The sequence below is a fragment of the Micromonospora sp. RL09-050-HVF-A genome (genome assembly GCF_019374995.1).
GTDB classification, from domain to species: domain Bacteria; phylum Actinomycetota; class Actinomycetes; order Mycobacteriales; family Micromonosporaceae; genus Micromonospora; species Micromonospora antibiotica.
The window spans coordinates 4,651,374-4,668,598 of the sequence record NZ_JAGKQP010000002.1 but is presented as its reverse complement, the minus strand read 5'-3'; the positions used below and the strand labels follow the sequence as shown (position 1 = coordinate 4,668,598).

The window sequence follows — 17,225 nt, the reverse complement described above, 5'->3', positions numbered from 1 at the left end:
GGTTTGTACGACGTGGTGCTGCTCACCCTCGGCTCGGAGCGGGACGCTCCCGGTGGGGGCTGCGGCAGCGGCGACGGCTGCTGCGGCGGTGCTCCGCAGGCCGCCGGGCAACCGGCCGGAGAACGGACCGACCCGACCGCCGGGCAGACCCCCACGGGCCGTCCGACCGGTGGGCACGAGCAGACCGGGGCCGGTGGGCACGAGCAGACCGGGGCCGGTGGGCACGAGCAGACCGGGGCCGAGGGGCACGAGCGGGCCGAGGCCGGTGGGCACGGGACGGAGCAGGGGCGCTGCGAGACGCCCCGGGTGCCGGTGCTGGCCTGTGCGGACGCGTTGACCGCCCGGGGTGCCCGGGTGGAGACGGTCGTCGCCCGTTCCGACGCCGAGGTCGACGAGGTGCTGGCCCGGCTGGACGCCCCGGCCCGCCCCGACGGCCTCACCTGGCCCGACCCGGACAGCAAGGTCCGGCTGGTCGTCGCCACCGCCACCGACGCCCAGTTGCGCGCCGTCGTGCGCCGCCTGGTCCGCCGGTACGCCCCACCGCCGAGCCGTCGCCCCGCCGAGTTGGCCGGCAACCGTACGGTGCCTGATCTGCCGCCGATCGGCGTACTCCCGCTCGATCCGGCCCGGGGTGGCCCGCACCGGGATCTGGCCGCGCAGCTCGGCCTGCCCCGGGACCCGGCGGCGGTGGCGGCGGCCGTGCTCGACGGCGGGGTACGCCGGCTCGACCTGCTGCGCAACGACGGCGGTTCGGTGACCCTGGACGGCGCGTTGCTCGGCGCGGCCGACGACTCGGGCCGGCCGCTGCACTGGCGTGGTCGGGTCGAGGTGGACGACGCGGTGCTCACCGACGGCGCGGACCCGATCCTGGCCTGCGCGATCGGCAACGCCGGCGGGTACGCCACCCTCGACTCGCTGCCGCTGCTCACCGCCGGCGACCCGACCGACGGTCTGGTGGAGGTCGCGGTGGCCGTTCCCGTGCCGACCCGCTCCACGTTGGGTAGGAAGAAGAAGATCCGCTACGAGGTACGTCGGGCCCGGGGCCGGGCGGTGGCCGTGATCCCCCGTGACGAACGGGTGCCGTTCCTCGACGACGGGGTCGAGGGCGAGTTGAGCCGGAAGCGTTCCTGGTGGACCGAGCCCGGGGCCTGGGCGGTCTTCACGGGCTGACCACCCACCCGCGTCCGTCACCCGGCGTGACGGCAACGGGACGGCCTATCCTCGGCGGGAGGAATGGGGAGGAGCCGTGGTGGACGACAACGCCGACCGGGCAGGACTGCCCGGCCAGCCGCCGGTGCCGGAGCGGGACATCGAACCGCTCTGGCCGCCCGACCCGACCGAACCGGTGCCGCACTGGGCCGGTGAACCCCCGCCGGTCTTTCCGCCGACGGCGTACCCGTCGCTCGCGGCGGAGGTGACTCCGACGCCGGCCGACGGTGGTTGGGCCCCACCCGGTGACGGTTGGACGCCCGCCCACCCGGAACCGACCCCCACCCCCGCCCTCCCCCCGAGGTACGACGACCCCCCGGGGTACGACGACCCCCCGGGGTACGACGACCCCCCGGGGTACGACGACCCACCCGGGCGGGCGGCGACGGGCCGGGCCGGGCGGGTGGACATCGACCTGCCCTTCTCGCTGGACCCGTCGCTCGCCGGCCCACCGGTGCCGCCGCCCGGCCCGGCCCGGGGGGCAGCTCCGTCGGCGCCCACGGACCCGCCCGACGGCCCACCCAACCCCGCCCCGCCGTCCCCGGCGCGTAACGCGACCGTCGTGGCGCACGGCACTGACCCGACCGAGTGGAATCTCGGCAGGTTCGGGCCCCTCCAGCGGCCGAGATCCGCCCCGGTCCAGGAGCCCGGACCGGAGGCGGCGGCAGTCGTGGCGGCGGTGCCGGCACAGCCCGCAGGCCGAGGCGAGTCGCCCTGGGCGCTGCCGCCCCAGCGACTCGCGGTCGGCGTCGAGGAGTCGGCCCCGACCGCTGCCGGACCGCCGCCGAGGCCCACCGCCCCCGACGCGGATTTCGGCCCCACCGGACCCGGACCCGGCCACACCGCCGCATCCGATCCGGCCCACCCCGACCCGGAGCACCTCAGCCCGACCTTCCCCGAGCCGGAGCACCTCAGTCCGATCTATCCCGGCCAGGAGCACCTCAGCCCGCCCCATCCCGGCCCGACCTATCCCGGCCCGGAACGCCTCGGGCCGGAGCGCCATGCGGCGGAGGAGGCCGGTCCGGGCGCGCTCGACCCGATCGCCTCCGCGCCGGCCACGCCCGGACCGGCCGCCCACGGCCAAGGGTCGACCGGACCCGCAACTCCCGGACCCGCCGCCCACGGCCCCGGACCCGCCGCCCACGGCCCCGGGCCGACCGGACCCGCAACTCCCGGACCGATCCGGCCCGGGGTGACGGGTCCCGGGGAATCCGGTCTGCTGCCCGGACCGCAGGTGCCCGGCGGGTGGCACCGGTCGTCGTGGCCGGAGCAGCCCCCGCCGGCCGGGACGGCACCGGCCGCCGGGCCCCCGGCGGCCTATCCCGACCCGGCGGGCTACCCGGAGCTGGGCTGGTCACCGGACAGCGGGATCGCGCCGACCGCCGAGGACTTCGCCCGCCGTCGGCAGATCCGGCCGGCCGAACCGATCGCCACGATGGGCGTACGGGCCGTGGTCAACCGGATCGGCCTGGTGAAACTCCCACCGGGGCAGCACGAGCAGGAGGTGAAGCGGGACATCGAGATGGTGCGCCGCAACTTCGGCGGGCTGCGCCAGGTGACCGTGGTCAACCCCAAGGGCGGCGCCGGGAAGACGGTGGCCATCCTGCTGCTCGCCATGACCTTCGGGCAGAAGCGCGGCGGTTACGTGCTGGCCTGGGACAACAACGAGACCCAGGGCACCCTGGGGATGCGGGCGCAGCAGGACTTCCACTCCCGGACGGTCCGGGACATGCTGCGTGACCTCGGGCAGTTCCAGGGGCCGCACGGCCGGATCGGGGACCTGTCGCAGTACGTCCGCTCGCAGGGCGAGGGGATGTTCGACGTGCTCGCCTCGGACGAGTCGGCCACCGGGGGCGAGATGCTGACGGCGGCGGCGTTCGCCGAGATCCGCGAGGTGGTGAGCCGGTTCTACAAGCTGATCTTCGTGGACACCGGGAACAACGTCCGGGCGCAGAACTGGCAGGCCGCGATGGACGCCACCGACCAGTTGGTGGTCACCATGTCGGCCCGGAACGACTCGGCGGAGACGGCCGCCCGGATGCTCGACCACCTGGAACAGAGCGGCCGGCACCGGCTCGTCCGGCAGGCGGTGACGGTGGTGTCGATGCCGCCGTCGCGCAAGGAGATCGACCTGCCGGCCATCCAGGAACACTTCGCCGCCCGGACCAGGGCGGTGCTGCTCGCACCGTACGAGCGGCTGATCGACACCGGTGAGCCGATCCGGTACGGCGGGCTCTCCTCGGCCACCCGGGACGCCTGGCTGAAGATCGCCGCAGCGGTGGCCGAGGGGCTCTGAGCGGCCCCGCGACCGTCGGCACCGGCCCACCCCGAACGGACCGTCCGGGGCGGGCCGGCGTCGACCGGACGGTCAGGCGCCGGCGAGGGCGTCCCCGGCCGCCGGGTCGCAGTCGCGGAGGAACTGGGCGCACCGGGCGGCCTCGTCCGCCTCGCCGATCTCCCCGGCGGCCCGGGACAGGACGTAGAGGCAGCGCAGGAAGCCCTGGTTCGGGGCGTGCGACCACGGGACCGGGCCGTGCCCCTTCCAGCCGCTGCGCCGCAACTGGTCCAGGCCACGGTGGTAGCCGGTGCGGGCGTACGCGTACGCGGCGATCACCTGACCGCCGTCGAGGGCACGGGTGGCCAGGGCCGCCCAGGCCGCGCTGTGGGTGGGGAAGCGGGCCGCGACCTCGGCATACGCCTCGTCGGTGCCGTGCTCGGCGGCGGTGGCCAGCGCGGCGTCCGCGTCGTCGTGCGCGGGCAGGAGGGTGGCCGGAGGCTCAGGCAACAGGTTCTGCATCGCCCCATTCAACCCGCTTCGCCCTGCACCGCGCGAGGGGGTCGGACGCATACGGTGGCTGAACGGTGGAGGTCTACGTCACGCCCGGGACCCTGTCGGGTGAACCCTCGGCCAACCGTACCGGCCCTGCGGTCGTACCGGCGACCCGCGCGGCTCGGACGATCCACCCCAGCGGTCCCGCCGGTCGGCCCTGCGGCCCATGCCGCACGAAGATATTTTCCACTACAACTATTGGTCCGGAGCCTCCCCAGGACCCGGTTACGCAGGAGCCCGGCGACCTCGGTCGCCGGGCTCCTGTCGTCGGTGCCCCGGCCGCCGCGCGGCGGGTGCCCCGGCCCGCCGGATGCCGGCCCGGCCGCCGCGCGGGGGTGGCGGGGTGGGGGCAGGATGGCGGGGTGCCGACCCCACCTCCTGCGGACGTCATCGCGCCGCACGACACCAGTCATGACGAGATCGAGACCCGGGCCGAGTTCGACAGGCACCTGGTCGCCGGCAGCCTCGCCGGGTTGACCGTGCAGGGGCTGCGCCTCGACCTCGATCCGGTTCCCGACCTGACCGCCACGGAGGTGACCGGGACCCTCTTCGTGGGTTGCCGGTTCGCCGGCCGGGAGGTCGGGGCCGACCTGGTCCGGCGCGGGGCGAACGTGGTGCCGCCCTTCTCCGGCCTGCCCTACCCGACCCAGCCGGCCCACCTGTACACCCCGACCGACCTGGCCGAGGGGTTCGCCGACGGCGGGTTCGCCGGGATGTACGACACCCGGGTCTACGAGCACTTCCGCGCCCACGGTGGCGCCCTGCCCGACGTGAAGGAGGCGCTCGGGCAGCGGTTGCACGACCACGGGGTGGACAACGCCCTGGCCGACGCGACCCGGACCTGGCTCGCCACCCACGGGCCGCAGTCGGTGGTGGGGGTGATGGGTGGGCACGCGGTGCCGCGCGGCAGTGTGCCGTACCGGATGGCGGCGGTGCTGGGCTGGGAGCTGGCGCGGGCCGACCGGCTGGTGGTGACCGGCGGCGGCCCCGGGGTGATGGAGGCGGCCAACCTGGGCGCGTTCTTGGCGGCCTGGCCGGCGCGGGAGTTGGACACCGCGATCGACCTGCTGGCGGTGGCCCCCGACTTCACCGATCACGACCGGTACACGGCCGCCGCGCTGGCGGTGCGGGACCGTTACGTCGCCACCGTGCCGCAGCAGCGCGGCCCCGGCCTGGACTGGGCCCGCTCCGGCGGGCTGGCCATCCCCACCTGGTTGTACGGCCACGAGCCGGCGAACCTGTTCGCCGGGCGGATCGCCAAGTACTTCTCCAACGCCATCCGGGAGGACACCATCCTGCGGCTGGCCCGGGGCGGGATCGTCTTCGCGCCCGGCCGGGCCGGCACCGTGCAGGAGGTGTTCCAGGCGGCGACGAAGACGTACTACGGCACGGACGGCGCGAGCGGGGCGTACGTCTTCCTCGACCAGGCGTACTGGACCCGGGAGTTGCCGATCGAGTCGCTGCTGCGCCCGCTGTTCGCCGGGTCGCCGGCCGGTGACCTGTCCGCCAGCATCCACCTCACCGACGACGTCCACGAGGCCGTCCGGGTGCTCACCGCGACCGGCTGACGGCCGTCCCGGCCACCGTCGTGGCCGGGCTCCGACGGCGACGGCCGGCTCCCGTGGGGGAGCCGGCCGTCGACGGGGTACGTCAGGGTCACTTCATCCGGGTGCCGGTGGAACGCAGGTGCTCGCACGCCTCGATGACCCGGGCGGCGAGACCGGCCTCGGCCAGCTTGCCCCAGGTACGCGGGTCGTACTGCTTCTTGTTGCCGACCTCGCCGTCGATCTTGAGGACGCCGTCGTAGTTGCGGAGCATGTGGTCCGCGACCGGCCGGGTGAACGCGTACTGGGTGTCGGTGTCGATGTTCATCTTCACCACGCCGTAGTCGAGCGCCTCCCGGATCTCCTCCAGCAGCGAGCCGGAGCCGCCGTGGAAGACCAGGCTGAGCGGCTTGTCCTTGCCGTACTTGGCGCCGACCGCCTCCTGGATCTGGTTGAGGATCTCCGGCCGGAGCTTGACGTTGCCCGGCTTGTAGACGCCGTGCACGTTGCCGAAGGTCAGCGCCGCCATGTAGCGGCCCTTCTCACCCAGGCCGAGCGCCTCGACCATGGCCAGGCCGTCCTCGACGGTGGTGTAGAGCTTGTCGTTGATGGCGTTCTCGACGCCGTCCTCCTCGCCACCGACGACGCCGACCTCGATCTCCAGGACGATCTTGCCCTTGGCGGCCTCGTCGAGGAGCTGGGCGGCGATCTGCAGGTTCTCCGCCACCGGCACGGCCGAGCCGTCCCACATGTGCGACTGGAACAGCGGCTCCTGGCCGCCCTTCACCCGCTCCTGGGAGATGGCCATCAGCGGCCGGACGAAACCGTCCAGCTTGTCCTTCGGGCAGTGGTCGGTGTGCAGCGCGATGTTGACCGGGTACTTCTTGGCCACCTCGTGCGCGTACGCGGCGAACGCCACGGCGCCGGTCACCATGTCCTTGACGGACGGGCCGGACAGGTACTCGGCACCACCGGTGGAGACCTGGATGATGCCGTCGCTCTCCGCGTCGGCGAAGCCCTTCAGCGCCGCGTTCAGGGTCTGCGACGAGGTCACGTTGATCGCGGGGTACGCGTACCGGCCGGCCTTGGCCCGGTCCAGCATCTCCGCGTAAGCCTCGGGGGAAGCGATGGGCATGTGAAAAGCTCCTTACTTACCGCTCTCGGCCGCGCTGGCCGCTGACTTCCATCGGTGCGCCGGACCGCGCTGTCCACCGTCGGCAGTATCCCGCAGGAGGCGACGGCGGGCACCACCGCCCCGGTGGCCGTCCACCGGTCGGCTCACCGGCGCTCCCACCGGTCCGGTACGGCGACACTGATCAACCAGGTCACCACGGCCATCACGATGGCCCCCCAGAAGGCGGCCCAGAAACCGTCCACCCGGAACGGCAGGTCGAGGGCGCGCGCGAGCCAATCGGTCAGCATGAACAGCAGGGCGTTCACCACCAGCGCGAACAACCCGAGGGTGAGCAGGTAGAACACGCAGCCGACCACCTTGATCACCGGCTTGAGGACCGCGTTGACGACGCCGAAGATCAGCGCCACCACCAGCAGGGTGAGCGCGGTGTTCGCGCCGTTGCGCCCGGTGACGTCGACCCCGGGCACGATCAGCGTGGTGACCCACAGCGCGATCGCCGTGATCACCAGTCGGATCAGGAAGCCCACCGACCCATCCTGACACCACCCGACGTCCCCGGTGGGACGTTCCCGCGTTCCCGCGCCCACCGGGCGACCTGCGCCACCAGCCCGTACGGTGGGGTGGACAGGCCGCCGGCACCAGGGAGGGACGATGGGTCAGCCCCACGAGGACTTCACCCCGAGCGACCACCTCGACCCGCAGGAACGCGACCTGGAGGCCGAGCCGGCCGACGCGGTCGAGCAGGCCGCCGTGGTCGGTCCGGACGAGACCGACGCGGAGCCGCACCGGGGCCTGGAGGTCGACGACTGGGACGCGATGGAGCAGGCCCGGGTGGTCACCGCCGACGAGGACGACTACCGCTGACGGTGCGGGCCGACCGACGTCGTCCCGGCGTGGCGGGGCAACGCGGAGTGTGACCTGCGTGAGAGGCTAAGCACTTTCCGTCACCCGCCGGGAGGTAGTCCTCATGCTTCGGCACCACCTACGGCGCTGGTTCGCCACATTCGTCGCCGTCGGCGTGTTCGTCGGCACGGCCGCCACCCCCGCCCTGGCCGTTGGCGCGTTCGTCTCCGCCGCCGCGCCGGCCGCAGCCGGCGCGGTGAAGATCGAATCGCGGGACCTGCTGGTCGCCCCCGGGCACGGCACCTCGGGTCAGGTCCGCATCGACATCACCTACCTTGCCGAGGGCGAGCCTTTCCACCTCGGCCTGGACCTGTCCGAGCTAGACAAGGTCGGCCGCCTCACCACCTCGGGCGACGGCTGGAGTTGCGCCCAGCCCGACAGGCACCTGCGCTGCACCGCCAAAAAAGGCAAGGCGGCCATGTCGAACGAGTTTCCCACCCTGTTCTTCCAGATCGACGCCCGGTCCGACGCGCCGTTGGACACCCGGGTCGAGCTTCGCTTCGACGTGACGTCGTCCGCGGCCAGCGGCACCCGGACCACCACGGTGACCGTCGTCGAGGGGGTCGACCTGCAGACCGCACCGAAGGCGGAGCTGAGCGTCGAACCCGGCGACCTGCTCGACGTCACCGGCACCGTGCGCAACGCCGGCCCCGGACCCCAACGCGGTGTCGTGCTCACCATGGATCCGGACTGGCTGTTGACGTACCGCGACAACTTCCGCAACTGCCGGTGGAGGGAGGGCACCCCGCTCGTCTGCCGTTTCGACACGGAACTCGAACCGGGCGTCACCTACCGCCTCTCGGATCCGCTGCCGTTCAGGGTGAACCGGATCGCCCGCAGCGGCCTGGTGCTGACCAACCGGCTCCAGTGGTGGACCACCGACGACTGGGCGCTGGTCGAGAACGATCCGACCGCCCCGAAACCGCCCGACACTCCCGGCAACGGCATCGAGCTGCGCCTGGTCGCCCAACCGTCCGCGGCACGGACCGATCCCGCCGTCCGGAACAGCTGGACCGACGTCCGGGTGACCATCACCGGCGACCGGACGGCGGACGCCGCCGCCGTGGGCGACGAGGCCCGGGTGCGGGTCGGTGACCGGGTGAAGATGACGATCGGCTTCCGCAACCTGGGGCCGACGACCGTGGAGACGTGGCGGGAACAACCCCTGGTGCAGGTCGACATCCCGGACGGCCTGACGGTGGTCGACATCGTCTGGGATTGCTACCCGGTCACCGACGGGAAGTGGAACGGTGGCGACATAGGCGAGCCCGGTGCCCGGTCCTACGGGTGCGGTGGTCCCGGGGACTTCGCCGATGCCGGGGAGACCTTCTCCTACGCATTGACGCTGCGCGTCGACCGGCTGACCCGACGGACCGCCGGGGCGGTGACCACCGCCCTCGACGGTGACACCGATCACCGCAACGACCGGGCGGAGATCGTGTTCCTGCCGGCCGCCGACGGCAGTGCCGGTGGGGAACCGGACGGGGACGGTTCACTGCCGATCACCGGCAGCGCCGCCGCATCTCTCGCCGCGCTGGGTGGGGGGCTGCTCATTGCCGGCCTCGGCGGCTACCTGGTGGCCCGCCGTCACAGGACCCGCTTCGTCGCCTGATCCTCCTCCACCATCCGAGTCCCGTCGGCGACCCGGTCCGGCGGGTCGCCGCAACCGTCCACGGACCCGACCCGGCCGTTGTGTCGGTTCAGCCGGCCGTTCGGCCCATCTCTGGACCCGCGCGGCAGCACGGGCAGCACGGGAAGCGCGAGATCCATAGGATTCGCAGGCTTCGCTGCTCACCCACGGGAGGAAATCCATGATGCTCAAGCACTCGACCCGGCGCTGGCTCGCCGGGCTGAGCGTGGCCGGAGCATTCGTCGCCGCCTCGGCCACCCCGGCGTCGGCCGAGAGCGCAAAGGTCAATCTTGGCATCTACTTCGATGACACGACCGTCGCACTCGGCTCCGAAGGCAAGACGAACTCGCCCACGCTGCACAGCTCCGTGCCGGCCGTCCTGCGCGGCCTGAGCGTGCGCTACGACTTCGCCGGGCTCAGCGCAAAGGTGACGGTCAAGCCGGAGAGCGTGGGCAGCGGTGACTGCACCTCGCCGCAGCAGGGCGTCCTGGTCTGCACCGACCCGTTCGAGGTCGAGCTCGATGAGTGGGGCATCGGCGGCTACTTCAACGTCGTCATCGCACCGACCGCCGACGCCCAGGACGGCGACAGCGGCGACCTCAAGGTGACGGTCAGCGCGGACGGTGCCAAGTCGGCCAGCCACACCGCCAAGGTCCGGGTCGGGGAGGGTGTCGACCTCGCCGGCGGCACCGAGGTGACGCGGTCCACGGCCCCCGGTGGGAGTTTCACCGCCCCGCTGACGGTGCAGAACGTCGGGCAGAGCACCGTCAAGGGTGCCGTGGCGGTCTTCGACCACGACCGGGCCATCCGCCCCGGCAAGAAGTACAGCAACTGCACCTACGAGGGTGACCAGCTACGCACGTGCAGCTTCACCGACCTCGTCGCGGCTCCCGGTGAGAGCTGGACCGCTGACGCCCCGTACCTGCTCGGCAAGGACGCCTACGCCCCGGGCCGCAGCTACGGCTACCACAACTGGATGACGGTGGCGGAGTTCGAGGACTTCACGACGTACCTGGCGCATCTGGACATCTCGATCGGCAAGCCCGGTGACGGCGGTGAACTCAGCCTGGGCAAGGGCGGCAACCGCCGGGGTCTCCAGTCCGACACCGACCCCTACAACAACTGGTCCAGCGTGGTGGTCAAGGCCACCGGTAAGAACGGGACGGACCTGGCCGCGATCGGCAACTCGGTGAAGGGCAAGGCCGGTGAGGTGGTCAATGCCACCATCGGCGTCCGTAACGACGGACCGGCGTCGCTGGACTTCAGCCGTAGCGGCACCCCCGTCACGAAGGTGGACGTCGTCGTGCCGACCGGCACCACCGCCGTCGAGGTGCCCGACACCTGCATGCCCTTCGACGATGGCGACGCGGACTGGTCGGAGGCCGGCACGCCCGGCGCCAAGGCGTACCGCTGCCTCCCGGACACCTACCTCGCCGTGAACGAGAAGCAGACCTTCTCGTTCGACCTGCGGATCGACAAGGTGGTCCCGGACGCCGCAGGCACCGTGACGATCAACGCCAAGTGCGCGTGCGACGGGTTCACCGAGGACACCAACGCGGCCAACGACGTCACGAAGCTGCTCGTCAACGCGACCGGCCCCGACGGCGGCACGGACGGCCCCGGCGGGGGTGACGGGGGCGCGGGCGCCGGTGACGGTGGCCCGCTCCCGATCACCGGCAGCTCGACGGCCCTGGTCGGTGGGGTCGGCGCACTGCTGCTCGTCGCCGGTGCCGCCGGCTACCTGGTGGCCCGCCGCCGCCGGACCCGCTTCGTGGCCTGATCTCCGCTGCACCTTCGACGCCCCGTCGACCCGCCCGGGTCGGCGGGGCGTCGCGTTCCACCGCCCGCGCACCCGACCGGGCCGGACCGCCGGGCGTTGCGCCTCGCCGCCCGCGCACCCGGACCGCTGCGGCCCCGGGGAGCTGCGGCCCCGGAGAGCTGCGGCCCCGGACAGCTGCGGCCCCGGAGAGCTGCGGCCCCGGGGAGCTGCGGCCCCGGGGGAAATGAGGACGACGCCGGATCGGCCACGCTGGGATCATGGGCGCGTGCTGCTCACCCTGACCACCACCCACCGGCCGGCGACGGATCTCGGTTTCCTACTGGTCAAGCACCCCGACCGGGTGCAGGAGTTCGACCTGCCGGCGGGCACCGCGCACGTGTTCTACCCGGAGGCGACGGAGCAGCGGTGCACGGCCGCCCTGCTGGTCGAGGTCGATCCGCAGCGCCTCGGGGTGGGGCGGCGGCGGGCGGCGTCCACCCCCGAGAGTTTCACCCTCGGGCAGTACGTCAACGACCGTGCCTACGCCGCGTCGAGCCTGCTGTCCTCCGCGCTGTCCACGGTGTTCCGCTCCGCGCTGCGCGGGGTGTCCCGGGACCGCCCGGAGCTGGCCGGCACGGCGATCCCGCTGAGCATCCGGGTGCCGGTGCTGCGTTGCCGGGGCGGTGCGGAGCTGGCGGTACGCCTGTTCGCCCCGCTCGGCTGGACGGTCACCGCAGCCCCGCTCCCGCTCGACGAACAGCACCCCGAATGGGGTGACAGCCGGTACGTCGACCTCTGCCTGACCGGCACGGTCCGCCTCGCCGACGCCCTCAACCACCTGTACGTCCTGCTGCCGGTGCTGGACGACGCCAAGCACTACTGGGTCGCCCCGGACGAGATCGACAAGCTGCTGCGGGCCGGGGCGGGCTGGTTGGCCGACCACCCGGACCGGGTGTTGATCACCCGGCGTTACCTGGCGCACCGGCGGGCGTTGGCCGGGCAGGCGATGGCCCGGCTGGCCGAGTTGCGGCTGGCCGACGTACCCGCGCCGGACGACAGTGTCGACGAGGCCACCGGCCCGGCGGACGCCGACCCTGGGCGGGCGTCCCTGGCGGTGCGGCGGCGCGAGGCGGTGCTCGCCGCGCTGGCGGCCAGCGGCGCGAGCCGGGTGGTGGACCTGGGGTGTGGCGGCGGTGCGCTGCTCACCGCGTTGCTCGCCGACCGGCGTTACACCGAGGTGGTGGGCGTGGACGTCGCTCCCCAGGCGCTGACCGTGGCCGCCCGTCGGCTGCGGCTGGACCGGCTGCCCCAGCGGCAGCAGGACCGGGTCCGGCTGTGGCAGTCGGCGTTGACCTACCGGGACGACCGGTTGCGCGGCTATGACGCGGCGGTGCTGATGGAGGTCGTCGAGCACCTGGACCCGGCCCGGCTGCCCGCGTTGGAGGATGCCGTCCTGGGTCACGCCCGACCGGGCACGCTCGTGGTGACCACCCCCAACGCGGACTACAACGTGCGGTACGAGGGGCTGCCGGCGGGTCGGTTCCGGCACCCCGACCACCGGTTCGAGTGGACCCGTGCCGAGTTCGCGGCGTGGGTCGACCGGGTGGCCGCCGCGCACGGCTACACGGCCACGATCAGCGGGGTCGGCGACCACGACCCCGAGCTGGGCCACCCCACCCAGCTCGCCGTCCTCACCGCCGTGGGCAGCCAGGAGGCGACCCGATGACCACTCTCGACATTCCCGAGCTGGCCCTGGTGGCGTTGGTCGGTGTCTCCGGCTCGGGCAAGTCCACCTTCGCCGCCCGGCACTTCGCGCCCAGTCAGGTGCTCGCCTCGGACGCGTTCCGGGCGATGGTCGCCGACGACGAGAACGACCAGTCCGCCTCCGCCGACGCGTTCGGGGCACTGCACCACGTGGCGGGGGTGCGGCTGCGGCGGGGCCGGCTCACCGTGGTCGACGCGACGAACCTCCAGCCGCACGCCCGCGCCGGGCTGGTGGCGGTGGCCCGGGAGCACGACGTGCTGCCGGTGGCGATCGTGCTGGACGTGCCGGAGGCGCTGGCCTGGGAACGGACCCGGGCCCGCACCGACCGCACGCACGGCCGGCAGGTGCTGGCCCGGATGCAACGTGACCTGCGCCGGTCGTCCGGGCAGTTGGCCCGGGAGGGGTTCCGCACAGTGCACGTGCTGCGCGGGGTCGAGGAGATCGACGCCGCGCGGATCCGGCTGGAGAAGCTGTTCAACGACCGGCGGGAGCTGACCGGGCCGTTCGACGTCGTCGGTGACGTGCACGGGTGCCGGGCGGAGCTGGAGTCGTTGTTGACGCGGCTGGGTTACCTGCTGCACCGCGACGACGCGGGTCGCCCGGTGGACGCGGTGCCCCCGGCTGGTCGTACCGCCGTCTTCGTGGGTGACCTGGTGGACCGCGGCCCGGACTCCCCCGGCGTGCTGCGCCTGGTGATGGGCATGGTGGCGGCCGGGCACGCGATCTGCGTGCCGGGCAACCACGAGCACAAGCTGCTGCGCAAGCTGCGTGGCCAGGACGTCAAACTCACCCACGGCCTGGCCGAGACGATGGCGCAGCTCGACGCCGAGGACCCGGCGTTCGTGGCCGGAGTGGCGACCTTCATCGACGGCCTGGTCAGCCACTTCGTGCTGGACGGCGGCCGGCTGGTGGTGGCGCACGCCGGGTTGAAGGAGGCCTACCACGGCCGCACGTCGGGCCGGGTCCGTTCGTTCGCGCTCTGGGGCGAGACCACCGGCGAGGTCGACGAGTACGGCCTGCCGGTGCGCTACCCGTGGGCGCGCGACTACCGGGGTGCGGCCACGGTCGTGTACGGGCACACCCCGACCCCGACGCCGGAATGGGTCAACAACACGATCTGCGTGGACACCGGTTGCGTCTTCGGCGGGAAGCTCACCGCGCTGCGCTACCCGGAACGGGAGCTGGTCTCGGTCGACGCCCAGCGGGAGTGGTACGCCCCGGCCCGGCCGCTGGTCAGCACCCCGACCCGCCCGGACACGGTGCTCGACCTGGCCGACGTGACCGGGCGGCGGCACCTGGAGCACGCCTACGGCACGCTGACCGTGCCGGCGGAGAACGCCGCCGCCGCGCTGGAGGTGATGAGCCGGTTCGCGGTGGACCCGGGCCGGTTGGTCTGGTTGCCGCCGACGATGGCACCCTGCTCGACGTCGACCGTGCCAGGGTTCCTGGAACACCCGGCGCAGGCGTTCGACGACTACCGGTCGGCCGGCGTGCAGCGGGTGGTGTGCGAGGAGAAGCACATGGGTTCCCGGGCGGTGGTGCTTGTCGAACGGGAACCGGGTCCGTTCGGCGGCGGGGTGGTGCACACCCGCACCGGCCGGCCGTTCTTCGGCCCGCCGTGGGACGGGGAGCTGCTGGACCGGGTCCGGGCGGCGGTCGGCACGGCCGGGCTGTGGGACGAGTTGGGCACCGACCGGCTGCTGCTGGACTGTGAGCTGCTGCCCTGGTCGGCGAAGGCGGGCGGGCTGATCCGCGAGCAGTATGCCGGGGTCGGGGCGGCCGGCCGGGCGGCGGTGCCGGCGGCGTTGGCCGCGCTGGAGGCCGCGAGCGCCCGCGGGTTGCCGGTGGACGCGCTGCGGGACCGGATGGCGGCCCGCCGGGCGGAGATCGAGGGTTACTCGGCGGCCTACCGGGCGTACGTGGCCCCCACCGAAGGGCTGCGCGGGGTGACCCTGGCGCCGTTCGCGGTGCTGGCCGGGGCGACGGTGACCTTCACCGACCGGGACCACGGCTGGCACCTGGCGTTGGCCGACCGGCTCTGCGCGGCCGACCCGGAGTTCTTCACGCCGACCCGACGGCAGGTGGTGGAGCTGGCCGACGAGGCGGCGGTGGCGACGGCCACCGAGTGGTGGTCGGCGCTGACCGGGGCCGGTGGCGAGGGGATGGTGGTCAAGCCGTACGCCGGTCCGGCGGCCCGGTCGGCACGCGGTTCGCTGCTCCAGCCGGGGATCAAGTGCCGGAGCCGGGAGTACCTGCGGATCATCTACGGCCCCGGTTACACCGCTCCCGACCAGCTCGCCGCGTTGCGTCGCCGCTCGCTGGGCCGTAAGCGGGGGCTGGCGCTGCGCGAGCACGCGCTCGGCCTGGCCGCCCTGGACGGGTACGCCGCCGACGTCCCGCTGTGGCGTCGGCACGCGCTGGTCTTCGCGATCCTCGCCTGCGAGTCGGAGCCGGTCGACCCACGCCTCTGACCGCCCGCCCCGGGCCGGGTGAGCGAACCCGGCCCAGGGCGGACAGCCCGGGGGTCGGGTCGGGCAGAGGGCGGGTCGGGCAGGGGGTCGGGTCGGGCAGAGGGCGGGTCGCAGGGTGGGTCGGGTCGTTGGGTGGAGTCGACGACCGTTCGGTCCATTCCGCCGACACCCGTCGTCGCGGGGCGGCCCGACCGGGACGGATTCCGTAGGCTGCGACAACCGCCCCAGCCCTTCCTCAGGACAGGATCCACTGATGCGCAAGCACGCGACGCGTCGTTGGCTGGCCGGACTCGGTGTGGTGGGCGTGTGCGTCGTCGCCTCCGCCGCTCCGGCCCCGGCCGCCCCCGCCAGCCCCGGAGCTTCCCCCGATGTGGTCACGGTGGCCGGGTTCACCACCTACGCCAACAACATCACCCTCGCCCCGGGCGGTCCGGGCAAGGACGTGTCCCTCAACGTGCTGGGCGACCGGCTCCCGCTTGAGTACACCGCCACCGTGGACTTCGGCGCCGTCGAGGCCTTCGCCGACGTACGCAATCCCTCAAGCCGTGCCTGCACCCGCAAGGGCACCGTCCTGACCTGCTCGGCCATCGACAACGACAGGTCGAACCTGCTGCTGATCCCGGTGCTGCCGCGCCCCGGGGCCGAGGTGGGTCAGGAGGGCCGCATCCGGATCACCGTGACCAGCCCTCAGACGGGTACGAGCACCACCGCCTCGACCGTTCTCATCGGCGAGGGGGTCGACCTGGTGGCTGGTCCCGCGGTCACGCTGACCGGCGGTCCCGGTGCCACGGTGCCGATGAGCCTGTCGGTCGGCAACCGGGGGAAGGAGACCGCGCGGGGCGTGGTGCTCCTCGTCTCGGCCGCGTACGGGCTCACCCCGTCGAAGCGCTACCAGAACTGCCGTTACGGCAGCAAGGGTGGGTTGGTGCATTTCACGCCGAACCTGTTCGCCTGCACCTTCGACGATGAGATCGCGCCGGGCCGGGCACTCCGGGTCGACGGCGGCTTCGGTGTCACCGTGCCCCGTGACGTCTCGGCGCCGAACATCCAGCCCGGCACCGCCACCTGGTTCACCGCGCAGGACTGGGCGGACGCGCAGCCCAGCTACACGCTCGACCAGCAGGGGACCGGCGGTGTGCTGCGGCTGGAGTCGACCGGTACCCGCCTGCCCGGCGGCACGGCCCGGGCAGCACAGACCGACGTCAGGCCGACCGACAACGAAACCGCCGTCGAGTTGACCGTCACCGGCAACCAGCGGGCCGACCTGGCGGCAGACGAGGTGCGGATCACCGCCAGGGTGGGCGAGACCGTGCCGGTCAAGATCGGTTACACCAACCGGGGACCGGCCTCGTCGTCCAACGGCGGTCGCGACTTCTACACGGTCGTCACGATGACCGTGCCGAAGGGTGTCACCGCCGTCAAGGCACCCAAGAACTGCCTCGACGCCGACATCCAGGACGAGGAGGGCGGCCGGCCGGGTGCCCGCGCCTACCTCTGCTACCAGTACGACGTCATCCGCAAGGGTGGGAAGGTCGCCCTGCCGTTCTCGTTCCGCATCGATCGGGCGGGCGCCCTGACGGGCAAGGTCGAGCTGAGCAACGGCCCGGTGGGCGCGAAGGACCTCGACCCGAGCAACGACACCGCGAAGATCCTGGTGAATCCCGCCTCGGGTGGTCAGGGTGGCGACGACGGCTCGTTGCCGATCACCGGCTCCCCGACCGGCCTGGTGGCCACCGTCGGTGGTCTGTTGCTGGTGGCCGGGGTCGGCAGCTACCTGGCGGCCCGCCGCCGCCGGTCGCACTTCGTGGCCTGAGCGGGCGCACGTCGTGGCCTGAGCAGACGCGGGTGGTCTGGGCGGGTGTGCGTCGTGGCCCGACCCGGGCGCGTCGTGGCCTGGGTGGGGCCGCGTCGCGGCCCGTCCGGGCGGGCCCGGGGTGAGATCACGGTCGAAGGGGCGCGTGCCGCGACCGACGCTTCGC

Annotated in this window: 11 protein-coding genes and 1 pseudogene; 9 read left to right on the top strand and 3 right to left on the bottom strand. The window is 73.3% G+C overall.

What is annotated here, in order from left to right:
- Window positions 1–288: 288 nt before the first annotated feature.
- Together J7462_RS20555 and J7462_RS20550 are read left to right on the top strand one after the other, a co-directional pair.
- Window positions 289–1,170 (top strand): annotated as a pseudogene (locus tag J7462_RS20555) (hypothetical protein); the annotation flags it as partial.
- Window positions 1,171–1,246: 76 nt separating this feature from the next.
- Complete coding sequence (locus tag J7462_RS20550; protein ID WP_219465552.1) at window positions 1,247–3,505, top strand: chromosome partitioning protein; 2,259 nt, start codon at window positions 1,247–1,249, stop codon at window positions 3,503–3,505.
- Window positions 3,506–3,577: 72 nt separating this feature from the next.
- On the opposite strand, the gene J7462_RS20545 is transcribed toward J7462_RS20550, so the two are convergent.
- Window positions 3,578–4,006, bottom strand: a complete 429-nt coding sequence (locus tag J7462_RS20545; protein WP_219465550.1) for a DUF3151 domain-containing protein — start codon at window positions 4,004–4,006, stop codon at window positions 3,578–3,580.
- A gap of 395 nt (window positions 4,007–4,401) precedes the next feature.
- On the opposite strand from J7462_RS20545, the gene J7462_RS20540 reads away from it, so the two are divergent.
- A complete protein-coding gene (locus J7462_RS20540) occupies window positions 4,402–5,607 on the top strand; it encodes an LOG family protein (RefSeq protein ID WP_208565317.1) in 1,206 nt (401 codons plus the stop codon).
- A gap of 88 nt (window positions 5,608–5,695) precedes the next feature.
- Here J7462_RS20540 and fbaA read toward each other — a convergent pair whose 3' ends face one another.
- Window positions 5,696–6,718: a class II fructose-bisphosphate aldolase gene (gene fbaA / locus J7462_RS20535; protein WP_208565316.1), complete on the bottom strand. Its 1,023-nt coding sequence runs from the start codon at window positions 6,716–6,718 to the stop codon at window positions 5,696–5,698.
- A 143-nt stretch (window positions 6,719–6,861) separates the two neighbouring features.
- Window positions 6,862–7,245: a phage holin family protein gene (locus J7462_RS20530; protein ID WP_208565315.1), complete on the bottom strand. Its 384-nt coding sequence runs from the start codon at window positions 7,243–7,245 to the stop codon at window positions 6,862–6,864.
- A 124-nt stretch (window positions 7,246–7,369) separates the two neighbouring features.
- Here J7462_RS20530 and J7462_RS20525 point away from each other — a divergent pair, with 124 nt between their 5' ends.
- The 6 genes from J7462_RS20525 to J7462_RS20500 all read left to right on the top strand — a co-directional run bounded on the left by J7462_RS20525 (window position 7,370) and on the right by J7462_RS20500 (window position 17,059).
- Entirely contained in the window at window positions 7,370–7,582 is a 213-nt protein-coding gene (locus J7462_RS20525; RefSeq protein WP_219465549.1) for a hypothetical protein, read from the top strand.
- 103 nt (window positions 7,583–7,685) lie between these two features.
- Window positions 7,686–9,233 carry an LPXTG cell wall anchor domain-containing protein gene (locus J7462_RS20520; RefSeq protein WP_219465548.1) on the top strand — a complete coding sequence of 516 codons (1,548 nt, stop codon included), beginning with the start codon at window positions 7,686–7,688 and terminating at the stop codon, window positions 9,231–9,233.
- Between the two features lie 199 nt (window positions 9,234–9,432).
- Complete coding sequence (locus tag J7462_RS20515) at window positions 9,433–11,031, top strand: LPXTG cell wall anchor domain-containing protein (RefSeq protein ID WP_308290964.1); 1,599 nt, start codon at window positions 9,433–9,435, stop codon at window positions 11,029–11,031.
- Window positions 11,032–11,296: 265 nt separating this feature from the next.
- A complete protein-coding gene (locus J7462_RS20510; protein ID WP_219465546.1) occupies window positions 11,297–12,736 on the top strand; it encodes a 3' terminal RNA ribose 2'-O-methyltransferase Hen1 in 1,440 nt (479 codons plus the stop codon).
- Window positions 12,733–15,246 carry a polynucleotide kinase-phosphatase gene (locus tag J7462_RS20505; RefSeq protein WP_219465544.1) on the top strand — a complete coding sequence of 838 codons (2,514 nt, stop codon included), beginning with the start codon at window positions 12,733–12,735 and terminating at the stop codon, window positions 15,244–15,246. Before J7462_RS20510 ends, J7462_RS20505 begins: the two co-directional genes overlap by 4 nt.
- Before the next feature lie 253 nt (window positions 15,247–15,499).
- Window positions 15,500–17,059, top strand: a complete 1,560-nt coding sequence (locus J7462_RS20500; protein ID WP_219465542.1) for an LPXTG cell wall anchor domain-containing protein — start codon at window positions 15,500–15,502, stop codon at window positions 17,057–17,059.
- Window positions 17,060–17,225: the final 166 nt, after the last annotated feature.

Coding starts and splice junctions, on each gene's coding strand:
- J7462_RS20545 (WP_219465550.1), bottom strand. CDS start 4,006: ATGCAGAACCTGTTGCCTGAGCCTCCGGCCACCCTCCTGCCCGCGCAC.
- fbaA (WP_208565316.1), bottom strand. CDS start 6,718: ATGCCCATCGCTTCCCCCGAGGCTTACGCGGAGATGCTGGACCGGGCC.
- J7462_RS20525 (WP_219465549.1), top strand. CDS start 7,370: ATGGGTCAGCCCCACGAGGACTTCACCCCGAGCGACCACCTCGACCCG.
- J7462_RS20520 (WP_219465548.1), top strand. CDS start 7,686: ATGCTTCGGCACCACCTACGGCGCTGGTTCGCCACATTCGTCGCCGTC.
- J7462_RS20515 (WP_308290964.1), top strand. CDS start 9,433: ATGATGCTCAAGCACTCGACCCGGCGCTGGCTCGCCGGGCTGAGCGTG.
- J7462_RS20505 (WP_219465544.1), top strand. CDS start 12,733: ATGACCACTCTCGACATTCCCGAGCTGGCCCTGGTGGCGTTGGTCGGT.
- J7462_RS20500 (WP_219465542.1), top strand. CDS start 15,500: ATGCGCAAGCACGCGACGCGTCGTTGGCTGGCCGGACTCGGTGTGGTG.